Origin of the sequence: Streptomyces antimicrobicus, assembly GCF_020532625.1 — a bacterium.
Lineage (GTDB): Bacteria > Actinomycetota > Actinomycetes > Streptomycetales > Streptomycetaceae > Streptomyces > Streptomyces antimicrobicus.
Window position 1 is genome coordinate 19,312 of sequence record NZ_JAJAUY010000055.1, and the last position, 16,994, is coordinate 36,305.

Annotated in this window: 14 protein-coding genes; 10 read left to right on the forward strand and 4 right to left on the reverse strand. The window is 74.0% G+C overall.

The genetic code is table 11. From position 1 onward, the window contains the following. The first annotated feature begins 29 nt into the window (after positions 1 to 29). The 5 genes from LG632_RS15920 (at position 30) to LG632_RS15940 (ending at position 6,533) form a co-directional block, all read left to right on the forward strand. Complete coding sequence (locus LG632_RS15920) at positions 30 to 938, forward strand: universal stress protein (protein WP_226727884.1); 909 nt, start codon at positions 30 to 32, stop codon at positions 936 to 938. Next, positions 935 to 1,816 carry a universal stress protein gene (locus tag LG632_RS15925; protein WP_226727887.1) on the forward strand — a complete coding sequence of 294 codons (882 nt, stop codon included), beginning with the start codon at positions 935 to 937 and terminating at the stop codon, positions 1,814 to 1,816. The genes LG632_RS15920 and LG632_RS15925 overlap by 4 nt, the downstream gene beginning before the upstream one ends. A gap of 7 nt (positions 1,817 to 1,823) precedes the next feature. Beyond that, the gene (locus LG632_RS15930; RefSeq protein WP_226727889.1) at positions 1,824 to 4,400 is read left to right on the forward strand and encodes a cation-translocating P-type ATPase; all 2,577 of its coding nucleotides are present in this window, start codon (positions 1,824 to 1,826) and stop codon (positions 4,398 to 4,400) included. A gap of 2 nt (positions 4,401 to 4,402) precedes the next feature. Beyond that, complete coding sequence (locus LG632_RS15935; RefSeq protein ID WP_226727892.1) at positions 4,403 to 4,714, forward strand: DUF1918 domain-containing protein; 312 nt, start codon at positions 4,403 to 4,405, stop codon at positions 4,712 to 4,714. 88 nt (positions 4,715 to 4,802) lie between these two features. Beyond that, entirely contained in the window at positions 4,803 to 6,533 is a 1,731-nt protein-coding gene (locus LG632_RS15940) for a sensor histidine kinase (RefSeq protein ID WP_226727895.1), read from the forward strand. An 84-nt stretch (positions 6,534 to 6,617) separates the two neighbouring features. On the opposite strand, the gene LG632_RS15945 is transcribed toward LG632_RS15940, so the two are convergent. After that, on the reverse strand, positions 6,618 to 7,082 hold the full coding sequence (locus tag LG632_RS15945) for a Crp/Fnr family transcriptional regulator (RefSeq protein WP_226727899.1): 465 nt from the start codon (positions 7,080 to 7,082) through the stop codon (positions 6,618 to 6,620). 220 nt (positions 7,083 to 7,302) lie between these two features. Here LG632_RS15945 and LG632_RS15950 point away from each other — a divergent pair, with 220 nt between their 5' ends. Further along, positions 7,303 to 7,542 (forward strand): SHOCT domain-containing protein, encoded by a 240-nt coding sequence (locus LG632_RS15950; protein WP_226727902.1) that lies wholly within the window; start codon positions 7,303 to 7,305, stop codon positions 7,540 to 7,542. Between the two features lie 221 nt (positions 7,543 to 7,763). Here the strand turns inward: LG632_RS15950 and LG632_RS15955 are convergent, their stop codons facing one another. Both LG632_RS15955 and LG632_RS15960 read right to left on the reverse strand, forming a co-directional pair. Further along, a complete protein-coding gene (locus LG632_RS15955; RefSeq protein WP_226727905.1) occupies positions 7,764 to 8,423 on the reverse strand; it encodes a CBS domain-containing protein in 660 nt (219 codons plus the stop codon). Between the two features lie 122 nt (positions 8,424 to 8,545). Further along, complete coding sequence (locus LG632_RS15960; RefSeq protein WP_226727907.1) at positions 8,546 to 9,190, reverse strand: CBS domain-containing protein; 645 nt, start codon at positions 9,188 to 9,190, stop codon at positions 8,546 to 8,548. A gap of 204 nt (positions 9,191 to 9,394) precedes the next feature. Here LG632_RS15960 and LG632_RS15965 point away from each other — a divergent pair, with 204 nt between their 5' ends. Further along, a complete protein-coding gene (locus LG632_RS15965) occupies positions 9,395 to 12,085 on the forward strand; it encodes a bifunctional acetate--CoA ligase family protein/GNAT family N-acetyltransferase (RefSeq protein ID WP_226727909.1) in 2,691 nt (896 codons plus the stop codon). Positions 12,086 to 12,149: 64 nt separating this feature from the next. Next, positions 12,150 to 13,052, forward strand: coding sequence for a potassium channel family protein (locus LG632_RS15970; protein ID WP_226727911.1), 903 nt, complete (start codon positions 12,150 to 12,152; stop codon positions 13,050 to 13,052). Here LG632_RS15970 and LG632_RS15975 read toward each other — a convergent pair. After that, positions 13,028 to 14,428 carry a hypothetical protein gene (locus LG632_RS15975; RefSeq protein WP_226727913.1) on the reverse strand — a complete coding sequence of 467 codons (1,401 nt, stop codon included), beginning with the start codon at positions 14,426 to 14,428 and terminating at the stop codon, positions 13,028 to 13,030. The genes LG632_RS15970 and LG632_RS15975 overlap by 25 nt on opposite strands. A 292-nt stretch (positions 14,429 to 14,720) precedes the next feature. Between LG632_RS15975 and LG632_RS15980 the strand changes: the two genes are divergently transcribed. Beyond that, positions 14,721 to 15,398, forward strand: a complete 678-nt coding sequence (locus tag LG632_RS15980) for a FadR/GntR family transcriptional regulator (protein WP_226727918.1) — start codon at positions 14,721 to 14,723, stop codon at positions 15,396 to 15,398. Beyond that, complete coding sequence (locus LG632_RS15985; RefSeq protein ID WP_226727916.1) at positions 15,395 to 16,834, forward strand: amino acid permease; 1,440 nt, start codon at positions 15,395 to 15,397, stop codon at positions 16,832 to 16,834. The genes LG632_RS15980 and LG632_RS15985 overlap by 4 nt, the downstream gene beginning before the upstream one ends. Positions 16,835 to 16,994 lie beyond the last annotated feature (160 nt).

The following is a 16,994-nucleotide window of genomic DNA, read 5'->3' on the forward strand; positions in this document are numbered from 1 at the left end:
CCCATCGGATCCTCGGGACGGGAGCAGCCGTGGAAAGCACCATCCGTACCCCGGACACCAGCTCGGTCACCGTCGGTGTGGACGGCTCGCAGCCGGCGCGCCGCGCCGCCCTGTGGGCCGCCGGTGAGGCCGCGCGCCGCGGCCGTCCCCTGCACATCGTCCACGGCGCCGACACGGACGGCCGGGCCCTGTACCTGTCGGCGGAGACCATCGAGAAGGTCCGTGCCGCGGGGCGGGAGATCCTCGACGACACGGCGAAGGCCGTCGCCGCCGAATACCCCGCTCTGCTCGTGACCACCGAGTTCAGCCGCGCGGACGCCGTCACGAGCCTCCACCGGGCCGGCGGCCTGCACGGCACGATCGTCGTCGGCAACCGGGGCCTGGGCGGCTTCAACTCGCTCCTGCTCGGCTCGGTCGGCCTCGACACGGCGGCCGGTGCGACGGTGCCCGTGATCGTGGTCCGCGGCGTCGAGGAGGCGGAGGAGCGCGGCACCGTGCTCGCCGCCGTCCGCGACGAGCACGACCTCGTGTGCGCCCGCTACGCCGCCCGGGAGGCCGAGCTGCGCAAGGCGTCCCTGCGGTTGCTGCACATCTGGAGCATCCTGCGGTCCGTCGGTGACGTGGTGCCGATGCTCGACGGCGTCGACGCGATCGCGGGAGAACACGCATCGGTTCTGGAGGCCGTCACCGACACGGTCCGGGACGAGTTCCCCGACCTGGCCGTCGAGAGCGACGCCGAGAAGAGCGTCTCGGTGGCCGGGGTCCTCGTCGAGGCGTCCCACCACGCCGACCTGCTCGTCATGGGCGGCCGCAGGGCCCCCTCCCCGTTCGGACTCGGCCGCAACCTGAGCAGCGTCACCCACGGCGTGCTGCACCACGCCCACTGTCCCGTGCTCCTCGTCCCCCGCGCGGGGGCCGACCTCGGGAGCCGGAGGTGACCGGCCCCCGGGAAGGCGCCCGCGCCGTCCTCGTGGGCGTCGACCCCGTCCGGGAGTGGCACCTGCCGGTTGCCTGGGCCGTCGACGAGGCGCACCGGCGCCACCTCCCGCTGCGCCTGGTGCTGGCCGTACCGCCCCCGCACGACGCCCACCACGTCGACGACGCCCACCACGTCGACGACGGCCCGCGCCGGACGGCGCTGCGCCGGGCGGGCGCCGAACGACTCGGACAGGCCCGGGGCTGGATCCGGCAGCGGGACCCGCAGCTGGCCGTGACCGAGGAGCTGCGGGACGGCTTCCCGGCGCCCGTCATCGCCGGGCTGGCCCAGGAGGCCCACATGGTCGTGCTGGGCTCCCGGCACCTCGGCCGGGTCGCGGAGGTGGTCAGCGCCGGTTCGCTCGTGGTCCCGGTGACCGCCCAGGCCCCCTGCCCCGTCGTCGTCGTGGGCGACGCCGCGCACACCACCCAGCAGCCGCCGTACGTCGTCTGCGGCATCGACGGCAGCGCCGCCTCGGTCACCGCGCTCCGGTTCGCCTTCGACGAGGCCGAACTGCGCGGCGCGGGCGTGCGGGCCGTCTCCGTGCGGCAGCCGCCGGTCCTCCCGCTCCAGGAGCAGGAGGCGGCCGTACGCCGGCAGCGGGTGCTGCTGTCCGAGGCGACCGCGGGACTGTCGGAGAAGTACCCGGACGTGCACCTCACCCACGAAGTACTGATCGGCCACCCGGTGGAGGAACTGTCCCGCGCGGCCGAGCACGCCCTGGCCGTCGTCGTGGGCCGTCGCGGCCGGGGCGGCTGCACCGGCATGCGCATCGGTTCCACGGTGCACGGCCTGCTGCACCGGGCGCACTGCCCGGTGATCACCGTTGCGGAGGGATGACGCCCACATGACCAGCCGCGCGATCGACGCGACACCTGTCCGGGTCCCGGACGCCCGGGGACTGTCACAGGCCGAGGCCGAACGCCGGCTGGCGCGCCACGGACGCAACGAGGTGGCACCGCCCCCGCCGACGCCTGTCCACCGCCGGGTGCTGGCCCAGCTCAGGGACCCGCTGATCCTGGTGCTGCTCGGTGCCGCCGGGTTGACCCTCGCCGTCGGCGACCACCCGGACGCCGTCGTCATCGCACTGGTGATCGTCGTCAACACCACCGTGGGGGTCGCCCAGGAGGTCCGGGCCGACCGTGCCGTCGCCGCGCTCTCCGCCCTGTCGGCCCCGAAGGCCCGGGTGCTGCGCGACGGCGCCGCGCACGAGGTGCCCGCGGCGCTCGTGGTCCCCGGGGACACCGTGCTGCTGGGCGAGGGCGACATCGTCGCCGCGGACGCCGACCTCGCCGAGGCGTCCGCGCTCCTGGTGGACGAATCCATGCTCACCGGAGAGTCCGAGCCCGTCGACAAGGCTCCGGGCGATCCGGTGAGCGCCGGAACCGTCGTCGTACGGGGCCGGGGCACCGCCTGCGCCACGGCCACCGGTGCGGCGAGTGCGCTCGGCCGCATCGCCGCACTGCTCGAGGGCGGCCACGAGCCGACCCCGCTCCAGCGCCGGCTCGCCTCGCTCGGCCGCGTCCTGGCCCTCGTCACCCTCGCCCTGTGCGCGCTGTTCTTCGCCCTGGGCCTGCTCCGGGGGCTCGCGCCGAGCACGATGGCGGTCACGGCCATCAGCCTGGCCGTCGCCGCGGTGCCCGAGTCGCTGCCCGCCGTGGTGACCCTCGCCCTGGCCCTCGGCGCCCGCAGGATGGCCGCACGCGGCGCGCTCGTCCGCCGGCTGCCCGCCGTGGAGACCCTGGGGTCGGTGAGCGTGCTCGCCACCGACAAGACCGGCACCCTCACCGAGGGCCGCATGGTGGTCCAGCACCTGTGGACGCCCTCCGGCGGCGCCGACGTGTCGGGCAGCGGTTACCGGCCGCACGGGCAGCTCACGCGCGCGGGACGCACCCTGAGCCCCGAGGAGCTCCGCCCGCTGCGGGAACTGCTCACCACGGCCGCCCTGTGCAACGACGCGAGCCTCAAACCGCCCGCGCCCGGTACGGACGCCTGGAGCGCCGTCGGCGATCCCATGGAGGCGGCTCTGCTGGCCGCCGCCGCCAAGGCGGGCTGCCCCACCCCGGCCGAGCTCCGCCGGGCCTGCCCGCGGACCGCGGAGGTTCCCTTCGACAGCCTGCGCAAGCGGATGACCACCGTGCACCATCTGCCCGACGGAAACGTGCTGGTCTGCCTCAAGGGGGCGCCCGAGGCCGTCCTCACGCCGTCGGTGCTCGCCGACCCGCCCGACGTCCTGGCACGGGCCCGCGAGGAGGCCGCCGCGTCGGCCGCCGACGGTTTCCGCGTCCTGGCCGTGGCGGGCGCCGAGCGGCCCCTGTGGGACCCGCCGGCCGCCGAGGCCGAGCGGGGACTGCGGCTGCTCGGCCTGATCGCGATCAGCGACCCGCCGAAAGCCACCGCCGCGGCCACCCTCGCGGCCTGCCGTGCCGCGGGCATCACCTCCGTCCTGATCACCGGCGACCACCCGGCGACGGCGCGCGCCGTCGCCGAGCGCACCGGCCTGGTCCAGCAGGGTGCGGCCGGCGAGGTCCTCACAGGCCCCGAGCTGGCCGCCGCGCCGCACGCCGACCTCACCGGCGCCCGGGTCTTCGCCCGTACCGACCCGCAGCAGAAGCTGGACATCGTCCGTGCCTGGCGGGCTCGGGGCGCCGTCACCGCCATGACGGGGGACGGGGTCAACGACGGCCCCGCCCTCCGGCAGGCCGACATCGGTGTCGCCATGGGCGCCCGCGGCACCGAGGTGGCGCGGCAGGCCGCCGACCTCGTCCTCACCGACGACGAGCTCTCCACCGTGGTCAAGGCCGTCGAGGAAGGGCGCCGCGTCTACGACAACATCCGACGCTTCCTCGTCTACGCCATGGCCGGCGGAGCCGCCGAGATCCTGGTGATGCTGTTCGGCCCGCTGCTCGGCCTGCCCCTGCCGCTGCGCGCGGGACAGATCCTGTGGATCAACCTCCTCACGCACGGTCTGACGGGCGTCGCCATGGGTGCCGAGCCCGTCTCGCCGCAGGTCATGCGGCGCCCGCCGCGCCCGCCGGACCAGCACATCCTCGCCGCCGGCGTGTGGCAGCGCCTGCTCGTCCTGGCCTCCGCCGTGACGGTGGTCAGCCTGCTCGCCGGCGTCGCCGCCGGCGCCCTGGGCCTGCCCTGGCAGAGCGTGCTCTTCCTGGCCCTCCTCGCGGCCCAGCTCGGTGTGGCTCTCGGTCTGCGCTCCCGCCTGCTGACCCGGGCCAATCCCTTCCTTCCGGCCTCCGTGGCCGGATCCGCCGTGCTGGCGGCGGCAGCCCTGCACGTCCCCGCCCTGCAGTCCCTCCTGGACACCGAGCCCGTCGGCCGGACCGGCGTCGCTCTCGCGGCGGCCGCCGCTCTCGCGGCGTTCGTCGCCGCCCGGCTCCTGCGGGGTGCGTTCCACGGAAAGGCATGATCATGAACACCTTCGCATCCGACCAGGGACCCGGCATCCACGCCGAGGTCGGCGACCGGATCGTGGTGGGCGGCCCCGCCGTGGGCACGCCGGGCCGGGACGGCGAGGTCGTCGCCCTGCACCACCCGGACGGAACCCCTCCGTACGACGTCCGCTGGTCCGACACCGGCCGCACCTCGGTGTTCTTCCCGGGCCCGGACGCCCATGTCCGGCACCTGCACGAGGGAGCGGCGCAGGTCGTCGACGGCGGCAGCCCCGCCGACGGCGGCACCCGCCCCGCCGGGAGCAGCGGCGTCCCGCGGCACAAGGCGTAGCACCCGGCCGAGCGGGGAGCCCCCTCGGGCGCGTGCGGCTACGGTGGACACGTGGTCCTTCACCGTTGCCGTCGGCCGGAGGTGGGGCATGGACGCAGGCGGTCGGCCTGCCGCGAGCGGCGTGCCGCGATTGCGGCTGGACGAGCTGCTCGATGAGCTCCAGGGGCGGATCGACGAGGTCAGGGGCACCCGCGACCGGCTGAACGGGCTGCTGGAAGCCGTCATGTCGGTCGGCCGGGAGCTGGACCTGCCCCAGGTGCTGCGCGGCATCGTCGAGGCCGCCGTCGTCCTCGTGGACGCCGAGTACGGCGCCCTCGGCGTGATCGGCGACGACGAGAAGCTCGCCGAGTTCCTGCCCGTCGGGATCAGTGACACGCTCCGCGCGCAGATCGGCGACCTGCCGTCCGGCCACGGCATCCTCGGCGAGCTGATCCGCCACCCGCAGCCCCTGCGCCTGTCCGAGCTGTCCGAGCACCCCGCCTCCTACGGCTTCCCGCCGCACCACCCGCCGATGCACTCCTTCCTGGGCGTTCCCATCCGGGTCCGGGACGAGGTCTTCGGCAACCTGTACCTCACCGAGAAGATCGGCGGCGCCGACTTCGACGCGGAGGACGAGGCGGTCCTGTCCACCCTCGCCGTCGCCGCGGGCATCGCCATCGAGAACGCCCGCCTCTTCGAGGAGGTCCGGCTGCGTGAACGCTGGCTGGCGGCCAGCTCGGACATCACCAGCGCCCTGCTCTCCGGGACGGCCCAGGACGAGGTCCTCGAAGGGCTGCTGGAGCGCGCCAGGGACATCACCGCAGCCGACCTGGGCGTCTTCTACCTCCTCGGCCCCGGAGGCGAGCTGCGCGGGTCCCTCGCCCTCGGCGAGGGCGCCGACGCGCACCGGGGCATCGTGCTCCCCAGTCCCCGGGGCACCCTGGCCGAAGCCGCCCTGGCCGGGGACGGCCTGATCACCGTCACGAACGTGGAGACGGACGAACGCGTCACCGTACAGCCCGAACGCTGGCAGGGCCTGGGCCCGGCCGTCGCCGTCACCGTCGGGACGAAGGAGAAGCTCAGCGGCGTCCTGATCCTGGCCCGCCGCCACGGCCGCCCCGCCTTCGCCCCGGCGGAGGTCGCCGCGCTGCCGGGATTCGCCGCCCAGGCCGCCCTCGCGCTGGAACTGGCCGGCCGGCGCCGCGACGCCGAGCAGATGAGCCTGCTGGAGGACCACGACCGCATCGCCCGCGACCTGCACGACCTGGCCATCCAGCGCCTCTTCGCCACCGGCATGACCCTCCAGAGCGCGCAGCGCTTCGTCGACCACCCCGAGGCGTCCGAGCGGTTGGCCCGCGCCGTCGACGACCTCGACGCCACCATCAAGATCATCCGGTCCACCATCTTCGGGCTGCGCGAGCGCGAAGCCCCCGCGACCGGCTCGAAGCTGCGCTCCCGGGCCGTCCAGGCCCTGGACGAGGCCTCGGCGGGCCTCGGCTTCGCCCCCGCGCTGCGCATGGAAGGGCTGATCGACACCGACGTGCCGCCGACCGTGGCCGAGGAGGCAGTCGCCGTCCTCGGCGAGGCCCTCAGCAACGTCGCGCGGCATGCGAAAGCCACCCGTGCGGAGGTCTCCCTCGTCGCGGCGGACGGCGTGCTGACCCTGACGGTGACCGACGACGGCGTCGGCATGCCCGAAGGCGGCCGTCGCAGCGGACTGCGCAACCTCGCCGAACGGGCCGAGAGACTCGGGGGCCGGATGGCGGTCACCGCGCGGGGCGACGCGACGCGCGGCACCCGCCTGGAGTGGGAGGTGCCCCTGGCCCCGCCGACGCTGTGACCGGCACCGCTGGCCGGCGCTGTGACCGGCGCCGCTGCCCGAGCCGCGGAGCCGGTCACGCCTGTCGGGCGCGGCGCGCGGCCTTCACAGGAGGCTGCCGCTGCCGTACGGCCCGTACAGGTCGAGCAGGCGGATCCGGGTGGCCTGCAGGCGGTGGGCGAGGACCTGCCCGACCCACTGGCCGACGGCCGAGCCGAAGGACGGGTCGGCGTCCATCAGCATCCGTACGCGCTCCGCGTCGAACTCGTACGCCCGTACGGGGGTCATGGCTTCCGCGCCGAGCCGCCAGGTGTACGGCTTGAACAGCCAGGAGCAGCCGACGAGCTCGCCGGGGCCGAGGCTCTCGACGACGGCCGGTCGGCGGCCCGGCACGTGCACGTCCAAGGTCACGGTGCCGGACCGGACGATCCAGAACCGGTCGGCGTGGCCGCCCTCGCGGAACAGCCGGGTGCCCTCGGCGAAGTTCACCTCGCGGGCCGTCTCCATCAGGCGCGTGCGGCAGTCGGCCGGCAGCGCCACGGCGATTCGGGTGGATGACTGGGTGCTCATGGACGGCCTCCTCGTGCGGGTCCGTATCCAGTCTGCGAGCGCCGGGCGGTGCCGGCATGGGCCCTATGGTCCCCTCCCGGCCCCGAACGGCCCATGCCAGGACGCGCGCGTCCCGCGACCCTGGGAAGCGGACGGCCCGTAGGGCCGCCGCTCCCTTCGACCCGGCAGGTGCGAGATGTACTGGTACGGCCATGGCATGGGCGGCTGGGGATGGCTCGCCATGTCGCTCACGACGCTCGTCGTCTGGGCTCTGATCGTCGCGGCGGCCGTCCTCGTGGCCCGCGCCTACCGGCGGGACAGCGGGGACGGACGAACGGCCCCCGCCTCGGGCGCGGAACGGGACAAGGGGGTCGAGGGCCTCCTCGCGGAGCGCTTCGCGAGGGGCGAGATCGACGACGAGGAGTACAAGCGGCGGCTCGCGGTGCTGCGCAGCCACGCCCCGAAGCCCACCCTCCCGTGAAACCGACCACCACGACCCACCCCGCACGCCCCACTCGACCTCAGGACAGGTCTCCCATCCTGCGGAAGACCTGCGGAAGACGTCCATCAGCAGGTCGTCGACCGTCAGGCCCACGACGCGCTGTCCGTCGAGGACGGGAAGGCGCCGTACGCCGCTGGTGCGGGACGTCCGGTACGCCGCAAGGACGTCGTCGGCCGCATCGACGGTGAGCTCCTTTCCCTTCAGCGACCCGTACCCGTGTCGTCGACCTCCCACGTGAGCCGTTCGGTGACCCGTACGACGCCGTCGACCGTGCGGCACAGGCGCTCCACCACGGGGACCAGGCTCCGGAAGGGCACCGCGCCGTGGAGCGTCACCTGGCCGTCCACCACCTCGACGGACACGTCGGCAGGGTCCAGGTGCAAGGTCGCGCCGAGGACGTCCGCGGTGATCTCGCGCCGGATGGCGTCGTCGTCGCGCAGGAAGACCCGCAGCAGGTCGCCGCGTGTGACGATGCCCACGAGGACGTCGGATGCGTCGACGACCAGCAGCCGCTTGACGTGCTGGCTCTCCATGAGCCGAGCCGCCTCCGCCACCGTCCAGTCGGGCCGTGCGCAGACCGCCGGCGCCGACATGAGCTCCTCCGCCTTCGTGCTCGCGGCCTTGTCGCTCTCCCAGGGTTCGGGACGCGGCAGCGAGCGGAACCAGTCCCCTTGGTCGGCCGACTTCGGCAGCAGATCGCCCTCGGAGATCACGCCGAGCGGGTGCCCGGCGGTGTCGGTGACCGCCACCGCGGAAACCTCGTGCTCGCCGAGTGTGCGGACGATGTCCTTGAAGGTCGCGTGCCGCGGGACCGTGACGACCTCGCGGGTCATCAGCTCGCCCACCTCTCTGTGTCTCACCGCGTTCTCCTTCCGCCGTCGCGCCGGCCCGGCGCATTGCGGGGCACGGCGTGCTCTTTCGGCAATTTCTCAGCAAGTGCGCCACGCGCCTCCCGCGTGCGCGCTCGGCGCCCGACGCTGCGTCATGCGGCCGTCGAGGCCGCCCCGTCGAGTTCCATCCGGACGTCGACGACGCCTTCGACCGCGCGGACGGCGCGGGCCACGAGGGGAATCAGGGCGCGGTCGCGCACCGGGCCCCGGAAGGTGACGACACCGTCCAGGACGGAGAAGTCCAGGGACGTACCGGGCGCGAGTTCCCCCAGCACGGCCTCGCGGATCTCCTCCTCCAGCTCCTCGTCCGGCCGCAGGAACACCTTCAGCAGGTCGCTGCGGCTGACGACGCCCTCCAGCATGCCGACGCCGTTCACCACCGGCAGCCGCTTGACGTGCTTGCGGGCCATGATGCGGGCCGCCTCGGCGATGGGGGCGTCCGGATGCACGGTGACCGCCGGGCTCGACATCAGGTCCTCGGCCAGTACGCCGCCGGCCTTGGACGCTTCCTCCAGCTGCTCCGGCAGCCGGGGCTCCGCACGGCGGAACTCCTCCTTGGGCAGCAGGTCGGCCTCGGAGACGACGCCGACGACACGACCCTCCCCCTCCAGGACGGGGAGCGCACTCACCTTCCACTCGTGCATCAGTTCCACGATCTCCTTGTACGACGCCTCCCGGCCGATGGCGACCGCGGTGTGCGTCATGACGTCACTGACGGTGTAGCGAGATGCGGGCATGACCGGCTCCTTCGCCGTGTTCGGTCATGGCACCTGCGCCGGCCCCGGGGCGCGCAGGCGGGGTCGAACCCTCCTTCCATCTGAGCACCCGGGGCACGTGCGCGCGCAGGGGCCTGTGGGCCACAGCGCAGGGACCGAGTGGCCCTGGACGACGGACAGGTCCGCGGGGCCACGATGGGAGGAGGCCCGGAGAGGAGGCCGGTCATGGCACACACCGCGGCGGCACGGCAGGAGGTCCACGTCCTTCTCGCCGACGGCTCGACCGTGTCCGTCCGCCCCCTCCGGCCGGACGACAGGGCGGCGGTGGCCGCCTTCTACACGCGGATGTCGCCGGAGAACCTGCGCCTGCGGTTCTTCACGGCCAACCGGCACTCGGCGGAGCAGTCCGCCGAGAGGCTGTGCCGTCCGGCCCGCCCAGGACGCGCAGCGATGATCGCCGAGGCGGGGGGCGAGGCGATCGGCCTCGTCGAGTACCACCGCTTGCCGGGTACCGACCACGCGGACCTGGCCCTGGCGGTCGCGGACCGCTGGCACCACCGGGGGGTGGGCACGGTGCTGCTCGAGCACGCCGCGTCCGCCGCCAGGAGCGACGGCATCACGGCGTTCGCGGCCGACGCGCTGTCGGAGAACCGGGACGTGCTCAAGGTCTTCACGGACCTGGGGCTGAGCGTCACGCAGCACTTCGACGGGCCGGAGGTGCACTGCCTGGTCCGGCTGGACGCGGACGAGACGTACCTGTCCGCCGTCGAGGCGCGCGGCCGGACGGCAGACGTCGCCAGCCTCCGACCGCTGCTCAGGCCGCGGTCGGTCATGGTGGTGGGGGCCGGCAGGCGGCCGGGCTCCGTCGGGCGCGCCGTCGTGCACAACCTGCGTCGGAGCGGCTTCGCCGGTCCGTTGTACGCCGTGCACCCGGTGACTCCCGAGGTCCTCGGCGTCACCGCCTACCGCTCCGTGTCCGACGTGCCCCAGGCGCCCGACCTCGCCGTCCTGGCCGTGCCGGCCGCCGTCGTCGCGTCCGTCGCGCAGGAGTGCGGCAGGCGTGGGGTGCGGGCCCTGCTCGTGGTGTCGGCCGGCCTGGACCGCGAGGACGGGCACGCCCTGCTGTCGGCCTGCCGCCGGTACGGGATGCGGCTCGTCGGCCCGAACTGCCTGGGCCTGGCCAACACCGAGGACGGCGTGCGCCTGGACGCCACCTTCGCCGCCGACCTCCCCAGCCCGGGAACCGCCGGCGTGGCCGTGCAGTCGGGCGGTGTGGGCATCGCGCTGCTGGCCGGTCTGTCCCGGCTGGGCATCGGGGTCTCGACCTTCGTCTCGCTCGGCGACAAGTACGACGTCAGCGGCAACGACATGCTCCAGTGGTGGGAGAGCGACGGCCGGACCGATCTGGCGCTACTGCACCTGGAGTCCTTCGGCAACGCCCGGGCCTTCTCCCGCACCGCCCGCCGCGTGACCCGTAGCGTCCCCGTGCTGACCGTCGACGCCGGGCGGACGGAGGTCGGCCGGCGGGCCGCCGCCTCGCACACGGCTGCCGCGGCCACGCCCACCATGACCCGCCAGGCACTCTTCCGGCAGGCCGGGGTCACGTCCACCCGCTCCATCGCCGAGCTCCTCGACACGGCCGCGTTCCTGCACTCCCAGCCGCTCCCGGCCGGTCGGCGGGTGGCCGTCGTCTCCAACGCCGGCGGGACCGGCGTCCTCGCGGCGGACGCCGCGGTCGAGGGTGTGCTGGGTGTGCCGGCCTTTTCGCCGGAACTGACCCGGCGGCTCATCGGGGCCCTCCCCAGGGGCGCGGCCGCGACCAACCCGGTCGACACCACCGCCGCCGTTTCCGAGGACCAGCTGCGGGGCTGCCTGGCCGGGCTGATCGGGAGCGGGGAGGTGGACGCCCTGATCGTGTCCCTGGTCCCCACGGCCGTCGCCGCCGCCACCGGGGACGACCTCGTTCGCTCCGTCCTGCGCACCGCGCGGGACCACCCCTTCCCGGTCGCCGTCGTGCTCCCCGGCCAGGCCGAGTCGGCCCGCTGCCTGACCGGCCTCGACGTCACCGTCCCCGCCTACGCCGACCCCCGGTCCGCGGTGCGGGCACTGGCGCACGCCGCGGACCGCACCGACTGGCTCGCCCGCCCGGTGGGCACCCCGGCGGACGTCCGAGGGGCCGACACCCCCCGCGCCTCCCGGCTCGTCGACGAGTACCTCCAGGCTCGTCCCGACGGCGGCTGGACCGACCCCGACACCTGCGCCGCTCTCCTGGACTGCTACGGCGTCGCGCAGGTCCCGTGGGCGTGGGCGCACAACGAGTCGGACGCCGTCTTCGCGGCCCGCCGGTTCCGCGGCGGCCAGGGCGCAGCGGTCCTCAAGGCGTACTGGCCGGGCCTGGTGCACAAGAGCGAGGAACACGCCGTCCGGCTCGACCTGCGCGACGACGCCGCCGTGACGGACGCCTACCGCGACGTGGCCGAGCGCTTCCGCGGAAAGCTCACGGGCGTCCTCGTCCAGCCCATGGCCCGCGGCGGCGTGGAGCTCTTCGCCGGGGTCGTCCAGGACGCGGTCTTCGGGCCTCTGGTGATGTTCGGTCTGGGCGGCACGGCGACGGAGGTGCTCGCCGACCACGCCGCCCGGCTGGCGCCGCTGACGGACCAGGACGTGACCGAGCTGGTGGGCGCGCCCCGCTGCGCCCCGCTGCTCCTCGGCCACCGCGGCGCCGCACCCGTCGACCTGGAAGGTCTGCGGCAGCTCCTGGCGCGGCTGTCCCGGATGGCCGGTGACCTGCCGCAGCTCGCCGAAGCGGACCTCAATCCGGTCATCGCCCGACCCGACGGCATCGACATCGTCGACGTCCGGGTGCGGCTGGCGCCCAGCCGGGCGTACGACCCCTATCTGCGCCGGCTGCGCTGAAGCAGGTCGGGCGGACCGGGTGTGCAAGCAGTGCATTTGCCTCGATCCGGTGCAGACTGTTCGCATGGCCGAGGACCAGGTACAGCTCGGGATGACCTGGGTGGCGTCCGTCTCGGGTGTGGCGTTGGTGCTGATCGTCCTGCGGGACGTGTTCCACACCCTGTGGCACCCCACGCGCCACGGCGGCCTGAGCCGTGTGATCATGACCGCCCTGTGGCGGCTGTCGAAACTCTCGCCGCGGCGGCACCGGGCCACCGGGCTCGCCGCGCCGGTCGGCATGGCGGCGGTCGTCGCGACCTGGGCCCTGGCGGCCGTCGTCGGCTGGGCCCTCGTCTACTGGCCGCACATGCCGGACGCCTTCACCTACGCGCCCGACCTGCGGCCGACCGATCACGCGGGCTTCCCGGACGCGGTCTACCTCTCCCTGGTCCACCTCTCGACCCTGGGGCTGGGTGACATCGCGCCGGCCACGGGCTGGCTGCGGATCGTGGCGCCGATGGAAGCGCTGGTCGGCTTCGCCCTGTTGAGTGCGACGGTGGCCTGGACGCTGGGGATCTTCCCGGCCCTGGCCCGGCGGCGCGCTCTCGCGCTGCGGATCTCGCACCTCGTCCGCACGCGTCCGACGACCGAGCAGCTGGACGCCGACGCCGGCGCCGCGATTCTCGACAGCTTGGCGGCAGACGTGTCCGTGATCTCCGTGGACTTCCTGCAGTACGCCGAGTCCTACTACTTCCAGGACGGCGACGACCACATCTCCCTCGCCGGCCAGGTCACCGGCGCCCTCAACCTGGCGGACCAGGCATCGGTCGCCCGGCACCCCGACGTGCGGATGTCGGCGGCCGTCCTGCGCGCCGCCCTGGACGACCTGGCCGTCATCCTCGACGACCGCTTCCTGCGCGTCGAGGGGAGCACGCGCCGGATCTTCGGCGCGTACGCCCGCGATCACGGACGTCCCGAGCCCGTCTGACCGCCGTCCGGTCCGGGCTGCTCCGGTGCTGGCCGCTCCGGTCCGTGCCGTTCCGGTCCGTGCCGTTCCGGTCCGTGCCGTTCCGGTCCGTGCCGTTCCGGTCCGTGCCGCTCCGGCCCTGGCGCGGCGACGGTCTCCTCGTCGGTCAGGCGGGCCCGCCAGCCGCTGACGTGGTCCTCGGGCATCGACGCCAGGCGGGCTATCTCCGCGTCGCTGCGCCCGTCGGACCAGGCCAGGATCCGGGTCACGGTGCGGTTGCGCGCGGCGCGGAAGTCCTTGAGCACGTGCTCAAGGCGTTCGACCTCCTCCGCTTCGCGGACGAGCTGCCGGTCCACGGCGGAGCGTTCCTCCGCACGCAGCCCCCGCAGGTAGGCGGGCAGGCCCGTCAGGACCAGCCCCTCCGCGTGCGCGGCGTTCTGGAACCCCTCGGCCAGCGACGCCAGCACGCAGTCGGGCACGTCGGCGAGCGTGGCGCCGAGGGGTTTGGCGGCCTCCCAGGCGCCCCTGCCCGTCTCCGTCGTCTCCAGCCAGACGCGGGCCTCCGTCGGCGTACGGTCGCCGCACGCCTGTGCGCGGTAGGCGTAGAGGGCGGCACGGTGGCCGTAGAAGGTGAAGCCCTCCTCCAGGCGGCGGCCGGCGGCGTGGCACATCCGCCCCGGTACACCGCCGTAGCCGGTCGGAGGACGGTAGTCGGCCCAGGCGTCGAGTTCGGCGTCCGTGGCCACCGCCCAGGACGTCTCGCACAGGTCGGGGTTCAGGGCGAGGAACGCGCCGACCTCGACGCGCCAGGCCGGGGTCGGCGTCGTGCGCGGCGCCGGCCGTACGAGCCTGCCGGAGGGATCGAAGGAGTGGGTCGTGGCCTGTTCGACGTCGTCCCACGCGGTGGCGGCCTCGGCCGACCATTCCAGCTCGCCGGCCGGCCCGATCCGGTGGATCGAATCCACCAGCCGCTGCACGGCGGGCAGGATCCGCAGGGCGAGCGCGTGCAACTCCTCGGCGCTGAAGAACCGCCAGGAGCACCCGCGCCGTTCGTCGTGGGTCAGGTGGTCCAGCAGCCGCACCACGATGGCGGGGGGCGGCACTGCGCCGTCGCCGAGCGCCTTGCGGGGGACGCCGGGGAGCCGGCCGACGTGGTCCTCGGCCGGGGCCCGCCAGTCGGTGTCGCCGAACCAGACGCCGCCCTCGGACACGTCCACCGCCAGCCACTGGCGGTAGGCCGTCCCGGGGCCGTAGCGCCGTTCCTGCTGCTCGGCGTGCTCGTCGTGCCATACGTACTCGGCCGGAGGCGGATCCAGCTCCACGGCCAGGAAGGCGTCCTCGGGGCGGTAGCCGGGCAGGACGTGGGCCGTTCTCGCAGTGCTGTCGGCGGCGGTCATGAGGGGTTTCCTCTCGGTGGAGCGTCAACCGCCGCCAACGTAGTGCGCTCGAACCAGGGTAGTTTAAGTTTCAGCCATCGTGGCCGGTGGTCGGCCGTGCCGGGAAAACGGGCGCCGGGGCGGGGTCTACGCGCGTCCAGGCCGGAATCAAGTTGGCCGAGTCCACCCGTCGTTGACGCCCTTGGCGCCGAAGCGGAGGTCTCTTGACACCCCGCGGCGCAGCCAGCAGGATCGCAGCGTGAACCTGTCAGACAGCCAGACAGGTGGCCCGGGACCCCGGCGCGTCAGCGCCATGGAAGCGGTCTTCAGCCACCTGCGCAGCGCCATCGAGCGCGGCGAATACGCGGTGGGGGACAAGCTCCCCTCCGAAGCGGAGTTGTGCCGGACCCTGGAGGTCAGCCGGCCCGTGCTGCGGGAGGCCCTCAGGGCCCTGCAGGCCATGGGCCTGACCGTCTCCAGGAGCGGCAAGGGCACGTTCGTCGTGGCCAACACGGTCGAGGACCCCACCTTCGGCGACTACGCCGCCAGCGACCTGCTGGAGGTGCGCCGGCACGTCGAGATCCCGGTCGCCGGGTACGCCGCGCTGCGCCGGACCCCGGAGGACCTCGACCACCTGGGCCATCTGCTGGACCGGATGGAGCAGGAGACGGACACCACCGCCTGGGTCGCCCTGGACACCGTCTTCCACCTGGCGGTGGCCGAAGCGTCCCGCAACCCGGTCTTCCGCCGGGTCATCGAGGAGATCCGTGACGCACTGGCGCGTCAGTCGACCTTCCTCAACGAACTGGGCGGCCGCCGCGAGCAGTCCAACTGCGAGCACCGGGCGATCCTCGAGGCGCTGGCGGACGGATCCGAGCACGACGCGGTCGAGGCCATGTCCCACCACCTCCTGCGGGTCGAGACGACCCTCACCGACATCGTGCGCCCCCAGCGCGCGGCCACCCCCACGGAAGGCGACCCCGAGGCGTGAGCGAGCAGTTCCTCAAGGACGAGAAGCGCCCCACGACCCGACACGTCGACGCCGGGGACACCGGCTACAGCAAGTCGTTGAAAGCCCGGCACGTCAACATGATCGCCATCGGAGGCGCGATCGGCACCGGGCTCTTCCTCGGCGCGGGCGGACGCCTCGCCGACGCCGGACCCTCCCTGTTCGTCGCCTACGCCGTCTGCGGGATCTTCGCGTTCCTCGTCGTCCGCGCACTCGGCGAACTCGTGCTGTACCGGCCGTCCTCCGGCGCCTTCGTCTCCTACGCCCGGGAGTTCCTCGGGGAGAAGGGCGCGTACACCGCCGGCTGGATGTACTTCCTCAACTGGGCGACCACCGGCATCGCCGACATCACCGCCGTCGCCACGTACACCCACTACTGGGGCCTGTTCTCCGACGTCCCGCAGTGGGTGATCGCGCTCGTGGCCCTGGCCGTGGTCCTCGCCGTGAACCTCATCTCGGTGCGGATCTTCGGCGAACTGGAGTTCTGGTTCGCCATCGTCAAGGTCAGCGCGCTGGTGGTCTTCATGGGCATCGGCATCTTCCTCCTGGTGACGCGGCACCCCGTCGACGGCGCCGTCCCCGGCCCGTCCCTGATCACCGACAACGGCGGGATCTTCCCCAACGGCCTGCTGCCCATGCTGCTGATCGTCCAGGGGGTCGTCTTCGCCTACGCCTCCGTCGAACTGGTCGGCGTCACGGCCGGTGAGACCGAGAACCCCGAGGAGATCATGCCGAAGGCGATCAACTCGATCATGTGGCGCGTGGGCCTCTTCTACGTCGGCTCGGTCCTCCTGCTGTCGATGCTGATGCCGTGGCACGGCTACAGCGCCGCCCAGAGTCCGTTCGTGACCGTGCTCTCCCACATCGGCGTCCCGGCGGCCGGCGACGTGATGAACCTCGTGGTCCTCACCGCCGCCATGTCCTCGCTCAACTCCGGCCTCTACTCCACCGGCCGCATCCTGCGCTCCATGGCCGTCAACGGTTCCGCCCCGCGCTTCACCGCACGGCTCAGCCGCAGCCAGGTGCCCTACGGCGGCATCCTGCTCACCAGCGGCATGTGCGTCCTCGGCGTCGGCCTCAACTACCTGGTCCCCGCGGACGCGTTCGAGATCGTGCTGAACCTCGCCGCCCTCGGCATCCTCGCCACCTGGGGCATGATCATGGTCTGCCACCTCCTCTTCTGGCGCCGGACCCGCGACGGCGAGCTGACGCGCCCCGCCTACCGCCTGCCCGGCTCCCCCTGGACCGAACTCGTGACGCTGGCCTTCCTCGCCTCCGTCCTGGTCCTCATGTACGCCGACGGCGGCGCCGCGCGCACCACCGTGCTGTGCGTGCCGCTGATCGCCGCGGCGCTGGTGGCCGGCTGGTACGCCGTCCGCGGCCGCGTGGCGCGCTCCGCCGCCCGGCACGAGGGCTGAGCCGACCACTCGCCCCGGCCCGGCCACCCGGCCCACCCCGTGCCGGGCCGCGGGCTCACCCCGGCCGGGCGGCGAGCTCACCCCGTGCCGGGCCGCGGGCTCACCCCGGCCGGCCACGGGCCCCCCCCCCCCCCCCCCCCCCCCCCCCGCCCCCCCCCCC